The 15998-nt window shown below is 35.2% G+C and carries 14 protein-coding genes; 8 read left to right on the forward strand and 6 right to left on the reverse strand.

What is annotated here, in order from left to right:
• Window positions 1-33 precede the first annotated feature (33 nt).
• Window positions 34-603, forward strand: a complete 570-nt coding sequence (locus M1E96_RS02275) for a molecular chaperone TorD family protein (RefSeq protein WP_272581130.1) — start codon at window positions 34-36, stop codon at window positions 601-603.
• 77 nt (window positions 604-680) lie between these two features.
• Here the strand turns inward: M1E96_RS02275 and M1E96_RS02280 are convergent, their stop codons facing one another.
• Entirely contained in the window at window positions 681-2069 is a 1389-nt protein-coding gene (locus M1E96_RS02280; RefSeq protein WP_319068328.1) for an OprD family outer membrane porin, read from the reverse strand.
• Between the two features lie 496 nt (window positions 2070-2565).
• On the opposite strand from M1E96_RS02280, the gene M1E96_RS02285 reads away from it, so the two are divergent.
• The 6 genes from M1E96_RS02285 to M1E96_RS02310 all read left to right on the forward strand — a co-directional run bounded on the left by M1E96_RS02285 (window position 2566) and on the right by M1E96_RS02310 (window position 10359).
• Window positions 2566-3771, forward strand: a complete 1206-nt coding sequence (locus M1E96_RS02285; RefSeq protein ID WP_272581128.1) for an MFS transporter — start codon at window positions 2566-2568, stop codon at window positions 3769-3771.
• Window positions 3772-3783: 12 nt separating this feature from the next.
• On the forward strand, window positions 3784-5556 hold the full coding sequence (locus M1E96_RS02290) for an SDR family NAD(P)-dependent oxidoreductase (RefSeq protein WP_369427353.1): 1773 nt from the start codon (window positions 3784-3786) through the stop codon (window positions 5554-5556).
• A gap of 59 nt (window positions 5557-5615) precedes the next feature.
• On the forward strand, window positions 5616-7232 hold the full coding sequence (locus tag M1E96_RS02295) for an amidohydrolase (protein WP_369427354.1): 1617 nt from the start codon (window positions 5616-5618) through the stop codon (window positions 7230-7232).
• A 56-nt stretch (window positions 7233-7288) separates the two neighbouring features.
• Entirely contained in the window at window positions 7289-8428 is a 1140-nt protein-coding gene (locus tag M1E96_RS02300) for a class II histone deacetylase (RefSeq protein WP_369113458.1), read from the forward strand.
• Between the two features lie 69 nt (window positions 8429-8497).
• Complete coding sequence (locus M1E96_RS02305; RefSeq protein WP_369113459.1) at window positions 8498-9550, forward strand: RidA family protein; 1053 nt, start codon at window positions 8498-8500, stop codon at window positions 9548-9550.
• A gap of 20 nt (window positions 9551-9570) precedes the next feature.
• Window positions 9571-10359, forward strand: coding sequence for a MoaF C-terminal domain-containing protein (locus M1E96_RS02310; protein WP_272581123.1), 789 nt, complete (start codon window positions 9571-9573; stop codon window positions 10357-10359).
• Here the strand turns inward: M1E96_RS02310 and M1E96_RS02315 are convergent.
• Window positions 10347-11402, reverse strand: coding sequence for a helix-turn-helix domain-containing protein (locus M1E96_RS02315; RefSeq protein ID WP_369427355.1), 1056 nt, complete (start codon window positions 11400-11402; stop codon window positions 10347-10349). The two genes, M1E96_RS02310 and M1E96_RS02315, sit on opposite strands and share 13 nt — an antisense overlap.
• A 492-nt stretch (window positions 11403-11894) precedes the next feature.
• On the opposite strand from M1E96_RS02315, the gene M1E96_RS02320 reads away from it, so the two are divergent.
• Complete coding sequence (locus tag M1E96_RS02320; protein WP_272581178.1) at window positions 11895-12317, forward strand: DoxX family protein; 423 nt, start codon at window positions 11895-11897, stop codon at window positions 12315-12317.
• Between the two features lie 43 nt (window positions 12318-12360).
• Here M1E96_RS02320 and M1E96_RS02325 read toward each other — a convergent pair whose 3' ends face one another.
• The 4 genes from M1E96_RS02325 to M1E96_RS02340 all read right to left on the reverse strand — a co-directional run bounded on the left by M1E96_RS02325 (window position 12361) and on the right by M1E96_RS02340 (window position 15818).
• Window positions 12361-12954, reverse strand: a complete 594-nt coding sequence (locus M1E96_RS02325) for a glutathione S-transferase family protein (protein ID WP_272581121.1) — start codon at window positions 12952-12954, stop codon at window positions 12361-12363.
• A 50-nt stretch (window positions 12955-13004) separates the two neighbouring features.
• Window positions 13005-13703: a YafY family protein gene (locus tag M1E96_RS02330; protein ID WP_272581120.1), complete on the reverse strand. Its 699-nt coding sequence runs from the start codon at window positions 13701-13703 to the stop codon at window positions 13005-13007.
• 78 nt (window positions 13704-13781) lie between these two features.
• Window positions 13782-14582 carry a nucleotidyltransferase domain-containing protein gene (locus tag M1E96_RS02335; RefSeq protein ID WP_272581119.1) on the reverse strand — a complete coding sequence of 267 codons (801 nt, stop codon included), beginning with the start codon at window positions 14580-14582 and terminating at the stop codon, window positions 13782-13784.
• A gap of 9 nt (window positions 14583-14591) precedes the next feature.
• The gene (locus M1E96_RS02340; protein WP_272581118.1) at window positions 14592-15818 is read right to left on the reverse strand and encodes an RtcB family protein; all 1227 of its coding nucleotides are present in this window, start codon (window positions 15816-15818) and stop codon (window positions 14592-14594) included.
• Window positions 15819-15998 lie beyond the last annotated feature (180 nt).

Consider the following 15998-nt stretch of genomic DNA (forward strand, 5'->3'; position numbering starts at 1 on the left):
TAATAGTGGCTTTAAAAGGTTTAGACGTTTCTTATGATCCATTTTTCGCATTATGCTGCGGCTTTTAACCTACTAGGGACTTGTTATTTATTTGCACCAAGTGATGAAACAAGTCATAGTGCACTGAATTTTTTTAAGACGGAAAATTTTGCAGAGCAGTGGCCTTGTAAAATAGGTAACTCATTGAGTCAACAAATTAAAAGTGCACTAGAAATCAATTTTGAACAATTAAATACTCAGTGGGTAGAGTTATTTATTGGTCCTAATAGTTTACCGGCTCCTCCTTGGGGATCGGTGTATTTAGATCCTGAAGGTGTGCTGCATGGATCATCAACAGTTGCACTAAGTGAGTTTTTAAAACGAGAAAGATTAAAATTACAGACTAATTATCCTGAACCCTCAGATCACATAGGATTAATGTTATTTCAAGCTGCCGTTCTTGCTTCAGAAATACGAGAAAAGGCATTAATTGAGTTACTTGATGCACATTTAGGGACTTGGTTACCGTTATTTGCAACACAATTTAATCGTGTTGTTGATAGCCCATTTTATACAGCTCTGACAGAGTTAACATTAGTTACTGTTAATCAATGTCGCCGATAGTTCTATGATGAATAAGTAAACGGGAGAAATTCCATCGCTCCCGTTTTAATTTTATTTATGGACTAAATAATTTTAAGTTAAAAAATAGTAAACGGAGCTATCACAGCAAATTTAATATCTTTTTCATCTTGGAAGACATTATTATAACCACCACCCCAACTTGGAATATTGGAATGGTTATCATAGCGTGTATAGTGCAGTTTAAATGTTGTGTCTTTCGCTTTTCCTGATTGGATGGTATACATAATATCAAAATTCCATGCACTTTCAGTGAGACGTTTATTTGGATCTACACTAGAGGTAATATTTGTATTCGGTTTTGCATCCCAACCATGAATATATGATGTTCCGACTTTCCAACCAGCAAGATCCCAATTGGTTAAATCGTACGTTACACCAGCAAATAAGGCTTTTTCACCATCGGCGTTAAAGTCTGAGCGGCCATCCCACCAAATATCTAACCGACCATTAGAAGAGCCATAATGATTAGTTAAACGTTGTAAAAAGTAGCCCATCCGACCCGGTGAATGGATCATGGTTCCTTCTAGACGAAAATCAAATGAGTCATAAGTATAACCGAGAGTTAAGGCTTGTAACCATGCAAAGCCATCATATACATCGTTGACCCCGCCGCTATTGTCTTTGTCATTTGCACCATAAAACTGATAGGACAGTCTGAGATCTCGTTCAGCGAGAGGGAAGGCATAAGACAATTTACCAAAGTACTGTTCCATATAATCTGGCGCTTCGCCCACTGCGGCTTCTAATACCAATTTATTTTTAGCGTCATATTTGACGCCTAATGAATGCAGGTAATCAATTGGGGTTGAGCCATCAGCCATACGGAAATCATACATTGTGGTATACCATGGTGCTTTATACTCATCTGTCCACATGTAGGAAATGTTAAATTTACCATTTGAGTCAGCATCAAACTCAGCACCTAATTCAGCTCCTCGATATGTGCCAGGCAAAAAACTCCAGTTAGGTGCCAGCAATGTTTGCCCTGCGGGTTGTATATAACCTACATTAGCCCAAAATGGTCCGGCTTTTAATTTGGTTGCTGCTTTGGTGAATGTAAATCCACTACGGTCACCTTTCCATTTTTCATCCCAAACCGTTTTTGCATCGCTAAGACCAATTTCATTTGGGGCCGCAGGGCCAGCATTAGAAAGCTCAAACGCGTAAAAACCTGTGAAATCGAAACCAATAAAATCTTGAATATATCCAGATGAAAAATCTAAGGCAACATTCGCTGAAGAATGCTTTAAGTTATCTGAGTATTTATTGGTTGTAGTGTCTTTTCTTGAGCGATCTCTTTGCCAATAATAAATACCACCTTTTAATGTTGAATCTTCAAAAAAAGGTTCTGCATTGATTTTTGGAATATAGCAGGATGCAGTTAATATCGAAAATATCTCTAATGCTAATAGCTTTTTAGTATGCTTGCTCATTGAATTAGCCATTCTTTATTCCTCAATATCTCTTGAGTTAATTAATTTTTATTTTATATATATAGGAGGTGGGCAATAACTTAATAAAATATTATTCCCATAATAGTTATATTTTTTGTCAGAAATTAAGCAATCTGAAAATGTCTATTTTAGTATGATAAATGCGGTTAGTTGATAAATGTATTGAAAGTTAGTCATTATACTTGCTTTAATAAGATAAAGTGGATTTTTGTTCTGTTTAGATGATTATGTATAGACTTTATGCTTAAATATTATTTCTATTCTTTGTTTTTTAAATGAATTTAATTTTTTTTGTTATTTATAAATGTCAATGAGAAACAATTAATAGAGCTAAGATAATAAAATAATATGTTCTTTTTTTATGTGATTGACTGTCAATGTTTTCCAATGTGTCGCATAAGGACAAAAAAATGTCATCTTCAGCTATTAAATAAAGAAAAAATTCATATATATATTAATGAAAATAAAAATTAACCAAGGGTTTTATATGAGCGAATCAGTCGGATCTATAAAGTCACACAGATTACCATTAGTAACATGGAAAATATATTTAGCACCTATAATTGGTGGTGTATTTATACCTATGATGTTTTTATGGGCGCCTTTAATATCTATACAGATGGATAAAGAACTTGGATTTTCGTCTGAAAAGGTGGGCTTTATTTATATGATTGAAATATTAACAGGTATGACAGCGAATATATTGGCTTTCTTCTGGTTAAAAACTAAGATTAATTGGTATCATATATTTGTTGCGATGATTTACTTGACAGCAATATTGAATATAATTTCTGGTTTTCTAATTAAAGATCATTTTAATTTATATATAGCAGTAAGGATTTTAGCCGCAATATCAGGCTCTACAATTTTTATTATTACCAATTCAAGTATGGCATTGTTACCAAATTCGTACCGAGCATTTAGTATCTCTTTGTTTAGTCAGATTATTTTAGGTAGTTTGGGGCTGTTTATACTTCCTTTATTTCTTGGTGAATATGGCATATTTTCTGTTTATCTTTTTGTATCGATACTGCTAGTTTGTGTATTGCCATTAACAAAAGGTATTGATTCAATTTGGCGTATGAAAGAAGAAAATATCTTCAAGGAAAAATCACAATCACAGCAAGGAATTGAACCTCGTTCTTATGCAATAAGAAAAGATATGTACTTATGCCTCGCAGGTATTTTTCTATTTAACCTTGTAGTTGCTGGTGTATGGACATTTATTGGTGGGTATTTAACATCATTAAATGTAGAGCTATCCGTTGTTTATAATGTCCTAGGTTCATCCAGTATGGTTGGGATATTAGGTGCAGGGACATCTATTTTGTTCAGTAAAAAAGTGAATTTTGTTATTGTAACTTGCTTTATATTCTTAATTGCTTCTGTTTTGGCAATGTACATGAATATTAATGTTTTACTGGTTATTGTTAGTTGTTATGCATTTAAATATATCTGGACATTGATTTTACCTTTTACAATGAGTATTGCAGCAGAGTATGAAGTTGATGGAAATACGATGAACCTTGTTTCATTATCATTAGGCTTAGGAATAGCATTAGGACCAATGCTTAGTGGTATGTTTATCGAAAGAGTTAGCTTTTCTTCAATGTTTCTATTCAATCTTATAATGCTGATAATCTCTATGGCCATCATTATGAAAATTATATTTAAATCAAGTAAAAATAAATAAGGCCTAATACTAATGAAAGAAAATTTAAATAATTATCATGTTCATACGACATGGCAAGAAGTATTAAATGGTATCTCACTTAAAGACAAAAAATATTTAATTACGGGAGCTAACATTGGTTTAGGAAAGGAATCTGCTAAAGCAATACTAAGTCATGATGGCTGCGTTATACTGACTGTACGAACAGAAGAAAAGAAACAAACACTTTGTGAAGAATTAATTTCACAATTTGACTCAAGTTTATTTGAAATTCGATTACTTGATTTAGCTTCACTGGCAGATATCCGTCGTTTTACTAAGGAGTTGCAATTAGAAAGTACTAAGTTAGATGGTGTACTTGGTAATGCCGGAATTATGGCGACGGATTTTAAATATACAGTCGATGGATTTGAACAACAATTTGGTGTTAATCATTTAGGGCATTTTGTTTTAATTAATCGGCTGACTGCTTGTTTATTAAAAGGCGCGCGAATTGTAATGATGACATCGGGGGCGCACCGCCTAAGCAATGTTGATTTAGTCGATCCTAATTTCAATCATCGTGAATATAGCCGCTGGACAGCTTATGGTCAGTCTAAATCAGCGAATGTGTTATTTGCGTTTGAATTTGATCGGCGCTGGAAAGACTATAATGTCCGCGCATTTGCTGTAGCTCCTGGTATTGTGCTGGATACCAATCTTCATTTGCATTTACAACATGATGATTTTAATGAATTGGCGGAGAAACAAGACACTGACAAAGTCCCTGTGAAATCATTGCAGGCGGGGGTAGCAACCCAAATCATGGTACTTTGCCATCCTGAATTTGCTAATAAAGGCGGGATTTTCTTAGAGCATTGTAATTACTCTCAAGTTAATGGCGATACTCGCCAAGGAACAGGGGTCATTCCATGGGTTTTAGATACGGAATTTGGGAAAAAACTTTGGCAACTGTCAGAAGAAATGGTCAATGAAGTCTTTCCTGAAACGGCTAAGCTTGCCTATGAAATTAGTTACGGAGAACTTGCACATAATCGATTACCTCAAAGCCAGAAATTGGAGCTGACAGGTATTGAATTTAAAACTGAAGATTCGATTATCGAAATGTTCTTTGAACAGGAGACTTGCACGATAGAAGGGTATCATCATCCTGAGGTTTCAATTCCTTCTATCGCTAATTATGAGTTGATTGAAGTTCGTGATAACTTGTTTTTTGTCGATCTTTTATTTACTGAAAATACAGAGATCACTGCATCAATAGCGATAGATTTTAAAACCAATAAGGCACTGTTTGTGTTGACACGTTATCAACCAGCGAGTACGCCTGACCAAAATGCCCCTATACCACTAAAATTAGCCTCGAATTATCAACAGTATTTTACGCCAGCGATTGTATTAACGGGGAATCATCAAGTTGAACACAGCCAATATCCTCATATTACAAAAGATTTAATCGGGAGCCGATCGTTATATTGTTACTCGACTTCAATACCTACCGTTTATGAGCATATTTATATTAATTCACACTGGTATTGTTATAACGTGATTAACGGAATAAGAAAGGGGGGTGGGGGCTGCGATCGAGTTAGTTACTATAAATTTGATGATTCAATTTATGTGGTGACTTGGCGAGAGCTACTTATCGACCTATCTTTTGTATTTGTTTATGACCTTGATAATAAAACCACCACAGGGAAAGGTTGGGGAAATCTTTCTGACGTCAATAAGATGATCAACATACCTGCTGGCGCTCATATTATTTCGCTTAACTCGTTGAATTATCCATTGAATTATATTCCAACCTAAGGTGATAAATAATGAGTCAGGGAGTTGATTTAGTAATTATTAATGCAAAAGTTGCTACGGTGGATAAAGATTTTTCATTTGCAGAAGCTATCGCTATTCTAAAAGGCAGGATTGTAGCTGTCGGTAGTAATGAGGCAATTAAACGAAAAATAGGCCATCAAACTCGTGTTATTGATGCAGATAATAAACTAGTTTTACCCGCAGTTCATGATGCGCATATCCATGCTACGCATACAGGTATGTTGATTTCAGGAGACTTTTTAAATCTATTTGAAAGTAAAACAAAATGTGATTTTGATAAGCAGCTAGATGCTCATTTATGCACCGAAAAAAATAGGGATTGGATATACGGCATTGGATGTCAATTTGAGCTCAGTGATGAAAATAACCAAAGCTTTAGTCTTAGTAAATCATATTTAACTGATCGAATACCAGAAAAAATGGCAAGTTTTAGTGATTTTAGCTTGCATAATTTAATTGTAAATCAGAGTGTTATTGATAAGCTTGAAATGAATCTGACCAATTTGCCAAGGGAAGTAGGGCGAGTAGGTTTAGACGATCAAGGTGATTGGAATGGAATTATTTTTGAATGGGGAGCAATGAATCTTGTTGGTAAACATCTCCCCCAGTTATCCGATGAAGAGCTTAAAAAGTATATTTTATTGGTTCAAAGCCATTTATTACAAAATGGGATCACTAGCTATACCGATATTTTAGGACCTGGTGGTGAGCATTTATTTCATGGCGCATGGAGTAGTCGAATTATTCAATTATATAAGGAACTCCATGATGAAAATAAATTATTGGCTCGAGTCAGCGTCGATCTTTTTGCGGCTAAAGATGGGATCCATAGTTTTGAGCATATTATAGCTGGCATTGAAGAATTTGAGTTTCCTGTTGGCCTTGATAAATCATGGTTAAAAATTGATACCATCAAATTGTTTGGCGATAGTTCACCCTGTATTAGAACTGCCTGTAATGGCTATCATGGTGAATTAACATTTTCAGGTAATAATATTGAACAACAAATAGCAGAGCTCAAAAAAACAATAATTGAATTGCATTGCTTAGGCTGGCAGGTTGGGATCCATGCTATAGGGGGGAAAACGATTGATGCCGCGATCGATGCTTTTTCTTATGCAGAAAAAATAATGCCTAATAAAGATCTGCGCCATTTTATTATTCATGGTGATGATCTCACTATAAATAATGCAAAAATAATGGCGAAAAATAATATTTTGCTTTCCTGTCAACCTGTTGCCGGTTATAGCATTATCGACGGTATTAAACAGCTCATTCCTGATGAATACAATGCTAAGTTATTTGATTGGCAGTCATATATTAATGAAGGAGTTACTGTGGCGGCGGGATCAGATGCCTGTTGTTTCCCGTTTAATTGGTTAGAAGGGCTTGAATTTACAGTTACGCGCAGAGCAAAAAACAATAAAGTTTATCAAGCTGAATTAGCTTGCAATATTGAAGATGCTATTCGTATGTATACGATAAATGGCGCTATTCAAGAACATTTAGAAGATGAGCTTGGCTCTATCGAAATTGGTAAATTTGCCGATATACAAATACTGAGTCACGACATATTTACCATCCCTCCCGATCAAATAGGAAAAACAAAAGTAGTGACAACTATTTGTAATGGAAAAGTGGTTTACGAGCGGTAAGCCGCTTTTATACCGTTAAAAAGTCTTGAATTTCACTATTTTTTAGAGGAGGGATTATGCTTTGTACGATTAAAAATCCAGCAATTAAAACGGGCTTTTTTTATCATGAATATTGTTTATGGGGCCGTAGCCATAAATCGTCGCCTTTAGGACACAATCAAATGAATTGGCTGCAACCTTTTGCAACTAATGAATTTGGTGCTAGTTCTGCAAGTTGTGTGCGTCGATTTAAATCATTAATTGATATTAGTGGTATGAAAGATCATTTATTTACCAGTAGTGGCGTACCAATTACTTATAATGACGCAGCTCGAGTGCACACAGAAGAGTATTTAAATAATTTTATTGAGTTGAGTGAAAATGAGGGAGGAGAACTCGGCTTACAAGCTGCTTTCGGTCCTGGAAGTTATCAAATTGCATTATTATCAGCTGGACAAGCAAAAGCTGCGGTTCATCATGTTATGCAAGGTTCATTAAATAGAGCTTATGCTGTTTGTGTTCCTGCGGGACATCATGCTTTACCTGATAAAGCGATGGGAGCCACGTATCTCGCAAATAGCAGCATTGCGGCTAAATATGCCTTGGAATGTTTAGGGGTAAACAAAGTTGCCATATTAGATTGGGATGTTCACCATGGAAATGGCACTCAAGCCATTTTTTATGATGATAATAAAGTTCTCACAATATCAATGCATCAAGATAATTGTTTCCCAATTAATTCGGGGGGAGTTGAAGAACAAGGTAGTCGGGAAGGATTAGGTTTTAATATTAATATTCCTTTATTACCTGGATGTGGGCACGATGAATATTTATATGCACTAAGAACAATAGTGCTTCCTGCTCTAACCACTTATAAACCTGATATCATTATTGTTGGTAGTGGATATGATGCAAGCACTTTTGATCCTTTAGGCCATATGCAACTTCATAGCCAAAGTTTTAGAGAAATGATGGAAAGCATTGTGGCTATAGCAGAGGATATTTGTCACGGGAAAGTCGTGGTTGTTCATGAAGGTGGCTATTCAGAGCACTATGTTCCTTTTTGTGCGTTGGCTGCATTGGAAGGATTAAGTGGAATAAAAACGCATGTTATTGATCCTTTTATTTCATTTATTCAACAGCAACGTATTCCAGAAGCATTAAAAGATTTACAAGAAAACCTTATTAATTATCAGGCTATCAAATTAGGTTTATAAACAATTAAATTCTCGATACTAAAAAAATCGTTCTAGTATTACTCCCATCTATTAATAAGGTGTTTAACCATGAATATATTAAAAACAAATGACTGTATTATTGTCGGATGGCATTCATCTTGTTATACAGGAAATTTTGACTCACAATTAAATAGTATTATTATAGAGGTTAATGACATTTTAAATAAAATGGGTATCAGCTATGCTGATATGTTGAAACATACTATTGCAATTAAAAGTGGCGAAGTTGATCCTATTTATGCAATTAATCAATTTCATGAAGTTAGTCGAAAAATATCTAAAGGATATGGAGAGAAAAAACCTGTAGGTACTATTATTAAGCTTCCTAAGCTATTGTCTGATAATGCATTGGTCGCGATCGAATTTATTTTTCCATGTAAAAAAACAGATGTTTTATGTTTACCTTTTAACACTATGAAAATGGATGTAAGTCGTTCTTTAATATATGAAAAACTTCTATATATTACCGGTACGGAAGCCTTGGAAGTTGTAGATGATGCTATTAATTCTTATTATGTGAGCAGTACTTTAGAAGAACAAATTGAAGTTGTATTTCAAAAAATCAATCATTCAATTATCGAGCTTGATTATCTGATGGATGATATATTTTTATTGAATGTTTATTTACGTAGCGATATTGCTTACCAAACCGCAGTCGAATTGATAAAGCAAGAAATTGCTAAATATACAGATAATACACTTGCGATTAACTGTAATATTAATGTCACGTATTGTGATGGTATGGCTACTGATGATTTTTTAATTGAAATCGATGGTTTTGTTAAGAACAAAAACTCCACTTCAGATGAGCCTATTAGTTATGCATGTTTTCAACTTAATTTAGACTTGTATGATAGCTTTAATCATGCCAAAAATCATCTTGATAACTTATTAAAGAATAACGTATCACCAAGTATTAGAATTACAACAAAATATGTTAAGAGTAAAAGTAGCAGCGAGGTCTATATTGATATTATACATGATGAACTGATGATGAAATTAAACAATGCTAATATAGATAATTATATCATAGAGACACTTCCAGTTAGAAAGCTAATGAATAATAAGTCTTTTTTAGAAATAAATATTCATTCATTTTAATTCATATAATAGGTGATAATATGACTGAGCAACTAATTCATGATATATCATTTGATACCTTTACTAATGAGTTAAAGAAAAATAGGTTGAAAAGAAGTAATGAGATTATAAATATTGAATTCAATCTTTTTTTAAATAATGAGAGTTTTTATTTTTGTATTGATGAAAATGATAGGATCAAGACGAATAGTATATTTCTTAGTGATTATTTTGATAACAAAAATAGGCAAATCAGTGATTTAACTGAAGCTGCGCAAGGTGTTTTTTTGATTGAGTTATCAAAAGGTAATGTGGATTTTGCTCACACAGTTCTGATCTTAGATTTGAATAATAACAATGTTGTTTTATTTGTTTCTCAATATCAACCGAGCAAAAAAACATCACCTCGTTTTGAACAAAACTACCATATTGGTAGGATTATTGGTAACCATTCAAATACGCTGTTACCAACAGAAACTCGTGATTTGATAGGATTACATATTTTAAATGAATATAGTGATACGACCGCAGTAGAACATATCTATATTAATAGTCAGTGGTATGCTTACCATATCTATGGTGGTGTGCGTCATGGTGATTGTGATTGTGACCAAGCAAGTTATTTAAAAATTAGAGATAATGTCTATTTATTAGGTTTCAGGGAACGAGCAGTGGATGTGGCGATTATCTTGATACTGGATATGGAATCAATGCGGAATACAGGGTTTGCTATTGGTTACACGGATCAACAATGGTTTAGTATTCCTATTGGAGCGTACATGAAAAAAATTAACAAAAGGTTAGATGAACATAGCCTTTATGCTTTGTGATGACTATTTTTTTTAATGTATTGTAGCGGTGGTGAACCAGTCCAGCGTTTGAAGGCTTTTGAAAATGCGGCACTGTCGGTATAGCCTAGCAATTCAGCTAGGCTATCAATTCTGATGTTTTCTTCAACGAGTTTGTTAATTGAAATATCACAACGAATTTTATCGAGAATATCTGAAAAATTGATGTTCTCTTTTGCCAGTTTCCTCTGAAGCGTTCTCGGTGAGATATATAATTTAGAGGCTATACAAGAGAGTGAAATATCTTTCTCAGATAAAATATATTGATGAACAATGTCTTGAACTCGTGTACTCATTGATGCAGGCATACTTGTTGAGTGTTTGAGTCTGTCCAAATGGTTTTTTAAGAAAAAAATAAAGGTTTCATCATACTCTTTTTGGTTAAAATTATCATGAAGCCAATGTTCACTGAATGAAATCGCATTGAATTTAGCATTGTCTTCATAATGAGTCGGAATTATTTTTTTTAAATTTTCTTTGTCTTTTTTATTGAGTGCATATTGAAAATGAAATGAATCAGGTACCCAGTTTTCCCCCAATCGCTCACGTAATTGGCTCACTAAACGAAACAGACTATACTCAATATCAAATCTATAAAAATCAGGCTTAAGTATACTGACTTCATAGTTAACAAAAGCTTTATGATTTTCTATGATAATATTTGTGTTAGTTTTACCTTGAAATAAATCGGTATATTTATTCAATTCAATTAAGGCATCATATAATGTCTTTGCAGACATAAAAATCTCTCCAATAGGAGAGTAGTTATGATTACAAGAGGAAAGTCCAGCTTTAGCGCACCATTGTAAGTCTTTGGTTTCATAAGCGATTAATCGTAAAAATTCGTTATATACCTGTATTGGGGCGACCTCAGTTAGCTTTAATAGCTTAAATTTATTATATAAAACTTTCGATCTATATGAGAAAGGGACATCTATTGATTGCAAATAACTTATTATCTCAGATAATTTGAGTTGGTGTATGTATGAATGACTAGAGTGATGAATACTATTTTCTTTTTTCATATTGATGTCTCGTATTAAGGAGATACTATTTTTATGAATTAAATACACCAATTCATCATTTTTAGATAATAAATTTACATGTTACTAACTAAATAGCAACGATTTTGTATGGTTATCACTTTATATAGATAAATTAAATCAATTTCATCCCTTTTTATATTAATTAATAGATATGGTTAATTAATGTTTACTCTCATACATAAAATACTGATGGTATTTATATACAAAAGGGATAATAGATTTAGAATTCATTATTTTTATCGCCATAAGTGATGGTCTTTTTAAGGTGGTCGTAAATAGATTTGTTATGTTTGTCTTTATTGCCTTATATTCAAATCACTGTAAGAAACTTTGCGTTATACCACTAAAGTATTAGTCACAGTTGCAGATAAAAATGATACTGGTATAACAATTACGAATAAATATGATCCTCATTTTTTTCGCTGCTATCCATAATAAATAACAAGAAATATTTTAGTTAGGGGGTATATGGTGTTAGGTTTCTTTAATCGGTTGTTGGCGCATGACGATGCTGGAAAGTTATTATTGCGCATTACTATTGGTGGGCTCATGTTGTTCCATGGCATGAGTAAATTATTAACGGGAGCTAGCGGTGTTAAAGCCATGTTAGCTGCTTACGGTTTACCTGAATTTATTGCGTATGGGACCATCTTAGGTGAAGTGGTCGCGCCTATTTTGATTATTCTGGGTATTTTAACACGACCATCGGCACTTTTGGTTGCTTTCACTATGGTGGTTGCATGGTTGATGGTCGGTTTAGATAAAACTTTTGTACTTGAAAAAACAGGTGCGTGGGCAATAGAAAGTATCGTTTACTTTTTTGTTGGCTCTATTGCTTTGGCATTGATGGGAGCGGGGCGGTTCTCTATTATCAAAAACCCAAATTGGCGTTAAATATTGTAAGGCCATCGAGTTTGATGGCCGTAACTGATCATGGTCACATTCTTTCTATAAAGGCTTTGTGTGATTTGAGAGCCTGTAAGTAATTGTGTATTACGGCAGTAGGTTTAAGGAAATTAATTTTTTCTAAGAACAGTAAAAATGAGCCGATATATGCATCAACCGCAGTGAGCTGTTTTCCACAAATATAAGGAGCAGCGTTGGCGATCCCAGTCTCTAAACAATCCATTACTCGTTCTAATGAACCAAAACCTGACATTTTTTGTTGTTCGGCATCTAATTCTAAGCCCATAGCATGAGCAGTAAATGCAGCTTCAATTGGACCCGCAGTGAAAAAGAACCAACGGTAATAATCAGCGCGTTCAGGTGCTCCTAATGCGGGAGCCAAACCTTTCTCAATAAATTTATCGGCTAAATAGACACAGATAGCGGCAGTTTCGGTAATAATTTTATCGCCATCGACTAATGCAGGCACTTTTCCCATTGGATTAATTGCAAGATATTCTTTAGTGTGCATTTCCTCACCATAATCGAGTTCAATACGCTGGTACGGTACGTTGAGTAGCTTAAATAGTAGATCAACCGTATTACCGCGCGACATTGAATTGGTGTACAGTGTTAGTGAGCTCATGATCTTTTCCTTATGATTAAGTTGAGGTGTAATCATAAGGAAAGCTGTTGTCAGATTTTGTCAGTAGTCATGCATAAAACGTCTTTTCGCCACTGTTCAAATAAATAATGTTTTGGGTACGGTAATTTGTCATCAAGGGCTGAATAGGATTGGATCCGATCTAATCGAAAATGGCGATAGCTTTGGCGTAATTCACACCATGCTGCGAGCACCTGAGTTTCTCGCATATAGCCAATAGCAATAGGCCAAATGATTCTATTGCTGTGTTTACCTTGTTCATCTTGATATTCAATTTTAGCCTTGGTTTCTTTACGTAAACTACGACGTAGATCTTTGGCTATCACATTATCAATAGATGTAGTTTGGGTACTTGGTGCAAATAATGTTGTTTGGTGAATAACAGTTTGAGCGCCTTGTTTGACCACAGAATTAATTTTATTTACGGCGCGCATTGCAGCTAATTTAAGTTCTTCATCGGCATTGTTTTCAACCCAGCGTAAGCCAAGGATCAGGGCTTCTAATTCATTATCATCGAACATTAATGGAGGCAGTAATAACCCCGATTTTAATTGGTAGCCAATTCCAGCTTCCCCCACAATTTCTGCTCCCTGACAACGCAATGAGTCAATATCACGATAAATGGATCTGACACTTATCTGTAATTTTGATGCAAGCGTATCCGCTGTTACTGGATAACGGCTCTCTTTTAAAATTTGTAATAAGGTCAGCAAACGTTGGGTGCGAGTCATTTTTATCTATTTCAGGCCATAGGGGGATAAAAGTCATCATTTAAAGTGTGGTAAGGTATTCGACCGTACCACACTTTATTATGCAATTTTATTTATTAAGATTGTACTTTTCAAAAACTCATCTAATAAGCGGCTATCACGGCTATAGGGCTCAGGTAGATTAAGTGTTTCAGCACTTGCAATCGTTTCACTTATTAATCGATCAATTGCAGGTCGGCGGGAACCATATTGGCTTTCATTAGCATTTTGTTTGATTACTAATAGCTCGTCGATTTCAGCTAACACTGTATGATCGGTTACTGTTGCTGCAACTAGTTGCGAAAATGCCATAGGTGGCATATCGTTTGATTGCTCAATCCACCGTAACGCTAATATCGCTCTCAATATATAAAAATACTTTTTAAGCTTTACTTGCTCATTTTTAAAGTCAGTATGTAAGTTACGCTTTGCTATAGATAGATAGTGATAGCGCGCTTTCAATGATGAATAGAATTTTGATGCTAATTGCTCCAATTGTTCAAAGAATAGTTCATCTTTTCGGTAAACAATGGGGGAATGTAGCCATTCAATTAATGCAGGGTTAGAATTACGCATTAACCTCAATGCCTTAGATAGCTCCCAACCTGCTATATCTAATTCGTTATCAATGGGTTTTTCAATAACATCACGTTTGCTATCGAGGGTTAAATACCAATCCAATGAATGAACGTAGATAAATCGCACATCATAATCACTATCACGCGAGGAAAATCCCCATCCGCGACTTCCTGATTCACAAGCAAAAAGTACTTTTACTTGATGTTCTATTTCTATTTTTACTAAAGCCTCTCGGATCCGTTTTTGCATCTGTGATGATACCATCACGCACTGGCTTTCCATGCTGTTCTCCTATCCTTTTACACACACCACTTGGCGTAGCGTATGTACAATTTCTACCAATGATGATTGTGCGGCCATTACGGCATCAATATCTTTATAGGCCATTGGAATTTCATCAATCACATCACTATCTTTTCGGCACTCAACATGGGCAGTGGCTATTTTCTGATCGGATACTGAATAACGTTTTTTGGCTTCAGTACGACTCATCACACGGCCTGCACCATGACTACATGAGCAGAAGCTTTCTTCATTTCCTAGACCACGAACGATGAAACTTTTGGCTCCCATTGAGCCTGGAATGATCCCCATTTGTCCTTTTTTCGCCGATACCGCACCTTTACGTGTCACCAAAATTTCTTCACCAAAATGTTGTTCTTTCTGCACATAGTTATGATGGCAATTAACCGCTTCTTGTTGCGTGGTAAAAGGTTTAGCAATCTGTTTAGATAGCGCTTCAAGTACTCGGTGCATCATCACTTCACGGTTATGACGAGCAAAATCTTGTGCCCAGCCAACGGCTTCCATGTAGTCATTGAAGTGTCGGCTACCTTCCTCAAAGTAGGCCAAATCGCGATCAGGTAAGTTAGCGATATGTTGCTGCATATCCTGTTGAGCTAATGAAATAAACAGGTTACCTATCGCATTACCGACACCACGTGATCCGCTATGTAGCATCACCCATACCCTATCTTGTTCATCTAAACAAAGTTCAATGAAATGGTTACCGGTCCCCAATGTCCCTAAATGGTTGTAATGATTGGTTCCACGTAGTTTTGGGTACTTATCACAGATACGTTTAAACTGTTCATCTAGAGCAGCCCAATGTTGATCAACTATCTCAGGCGCTCGATGCCATGCTCCTTTATCGCGTCCATGTCGATGAGTTGTACGCCCATGCGGCACCGCAGCTTCAATGGCAAAACGAATGCTTTGTAGGCTGTCTGGCAGATCAGATGCAGTTAATGACGTTCGTACGGCAATCATTCCACATCCTATATCGACACCAACGGCCGCAGGAATAATGGCTCCCTTAGTTGGGATCACGCTACCAATCGTTGAGCCTTTTCCAACATGGACATCTGGCATCACCGCAAGGTGTTTAAAAATAAATGGCATTTTGGCTGTATTTTGGAGTTGCGATACTGCTTTTGGATCAACTGGAACGCCATTAGTCCACATTTTTACGGGAGCGCTATTTTCTAAAATGAATTCGTTAAAGCTACTGCTTATCATTATTTATTCCTTAGTTTTTAATTTTTAGTTGCCACGCTATCTTTACTGACTGCATTCTCGGTTTAGTCATATCTGATAGTGGGTGAAATAAGTATTGCTATAAGCGTGCCAATTATGAAAAACCCGCTGAAAATATTTTTATCTATATGATATTAAATGGATAATTTATTTTTTTGTTTT

The organism is Providencia sp. PROV236 (assembly GCF_033676985.1).
GTDB lineage: Bacteria > Pseudomonadota > Gammaproteobacteria > Enterobacterales > Enterobacteriaceae > Providencia > Providencia manganoxydans.

What these genes read in the sequence shown, in the direction of transcription:
- M1E96_RS02275 (WP_272581130.1), top strand. Translation starts at nt 34, where the DNA reads ATGATCCATTTTTCGCATTATGCTGCGGCTTTTAACCTACTAGGGACT.
- M1E96_RS02280 (WP_319068328.1), bottom strand. Translation starts at nt 2,069, where the DNA reads ATGGCTAATTCAATGAGCAAGCATACTAAAAAGCTATTAGCATTAGAG.
- M1E96_RS02285 (WP_272581128.1), top strand. Translation starts at nt 2,566, where the DNA reads ATGAGCGAATCAGTCGGATCTATAAAGTCACACAGATTACCATTAGTA.
- M1E96_RS02290 (WP_369427353.1), top strand. Translation starts at nt 3,784, where the DNA reads ATGAAAGAAAATTTAAATAATTATCATGTTCATACGACATGGCAAGAA.
- M1E96_RS02300 (WP_369113458.1), top strand. Translation starts at nt 7,289, where the DNA reads ATGCTTTGTACGATTAAAAATCCAGCAATTAAAACGGGCTTTTTTTAT.
- M1E96_RS02305 (WP_369113459.1), top strand. Translation starts at nt 8,498, where the DNA reads ATGAATATATTAAAAACAAATGACTGTATTATTGTCGGATGGCATTCA.
- M1E96_RS02310 (WP_272581123.1), top strand. Translation starts at nt 9,571, where the DNA reads ATGACTGAGCAACTAATTCATGATATATCATTTGATACCTTTACTAAT.
- M1E96_RS02315 (WP_369427355.1), bottom strand. Translation starts at nt 11,402, where the DNA reads ATGAAAAAAGAAAATAGTATTCATCACTCTAGTCATTCATACATACAC.
- M1E96_RS02325 (WP_272581121.1), bottom strand. Translation starts at nt 12,954, where the DNA reads ATGAGCTCACTAACACTGTACACCAATTCAATGTCGCGCGGTAATACG.
- M1E96_RS02330 (WP_272581120.1), bottom strand. Translation starts at nt 13,703, where the DNA reads ATGACTCGCACCCAACGTTTGCTGACCTTATTACAAATTTTAAAAGAG.
- M1E96_RS02335 (WP_272581119.1), bottom strand. Translation starts at nt 14,582, where the DNA reads ATGGAAAGCCAGTGCGTGATGGTATCATCACAGATGCAAAAACGGATC.
- M1E96_RS02340 (WP_272581118.1), bottom strand. Translation starts at nt 15,818, where the DNA reads ATGATAAGCAGTAGCTTTAACGAATTCATTTTAGAAAATAGCGCTCCC.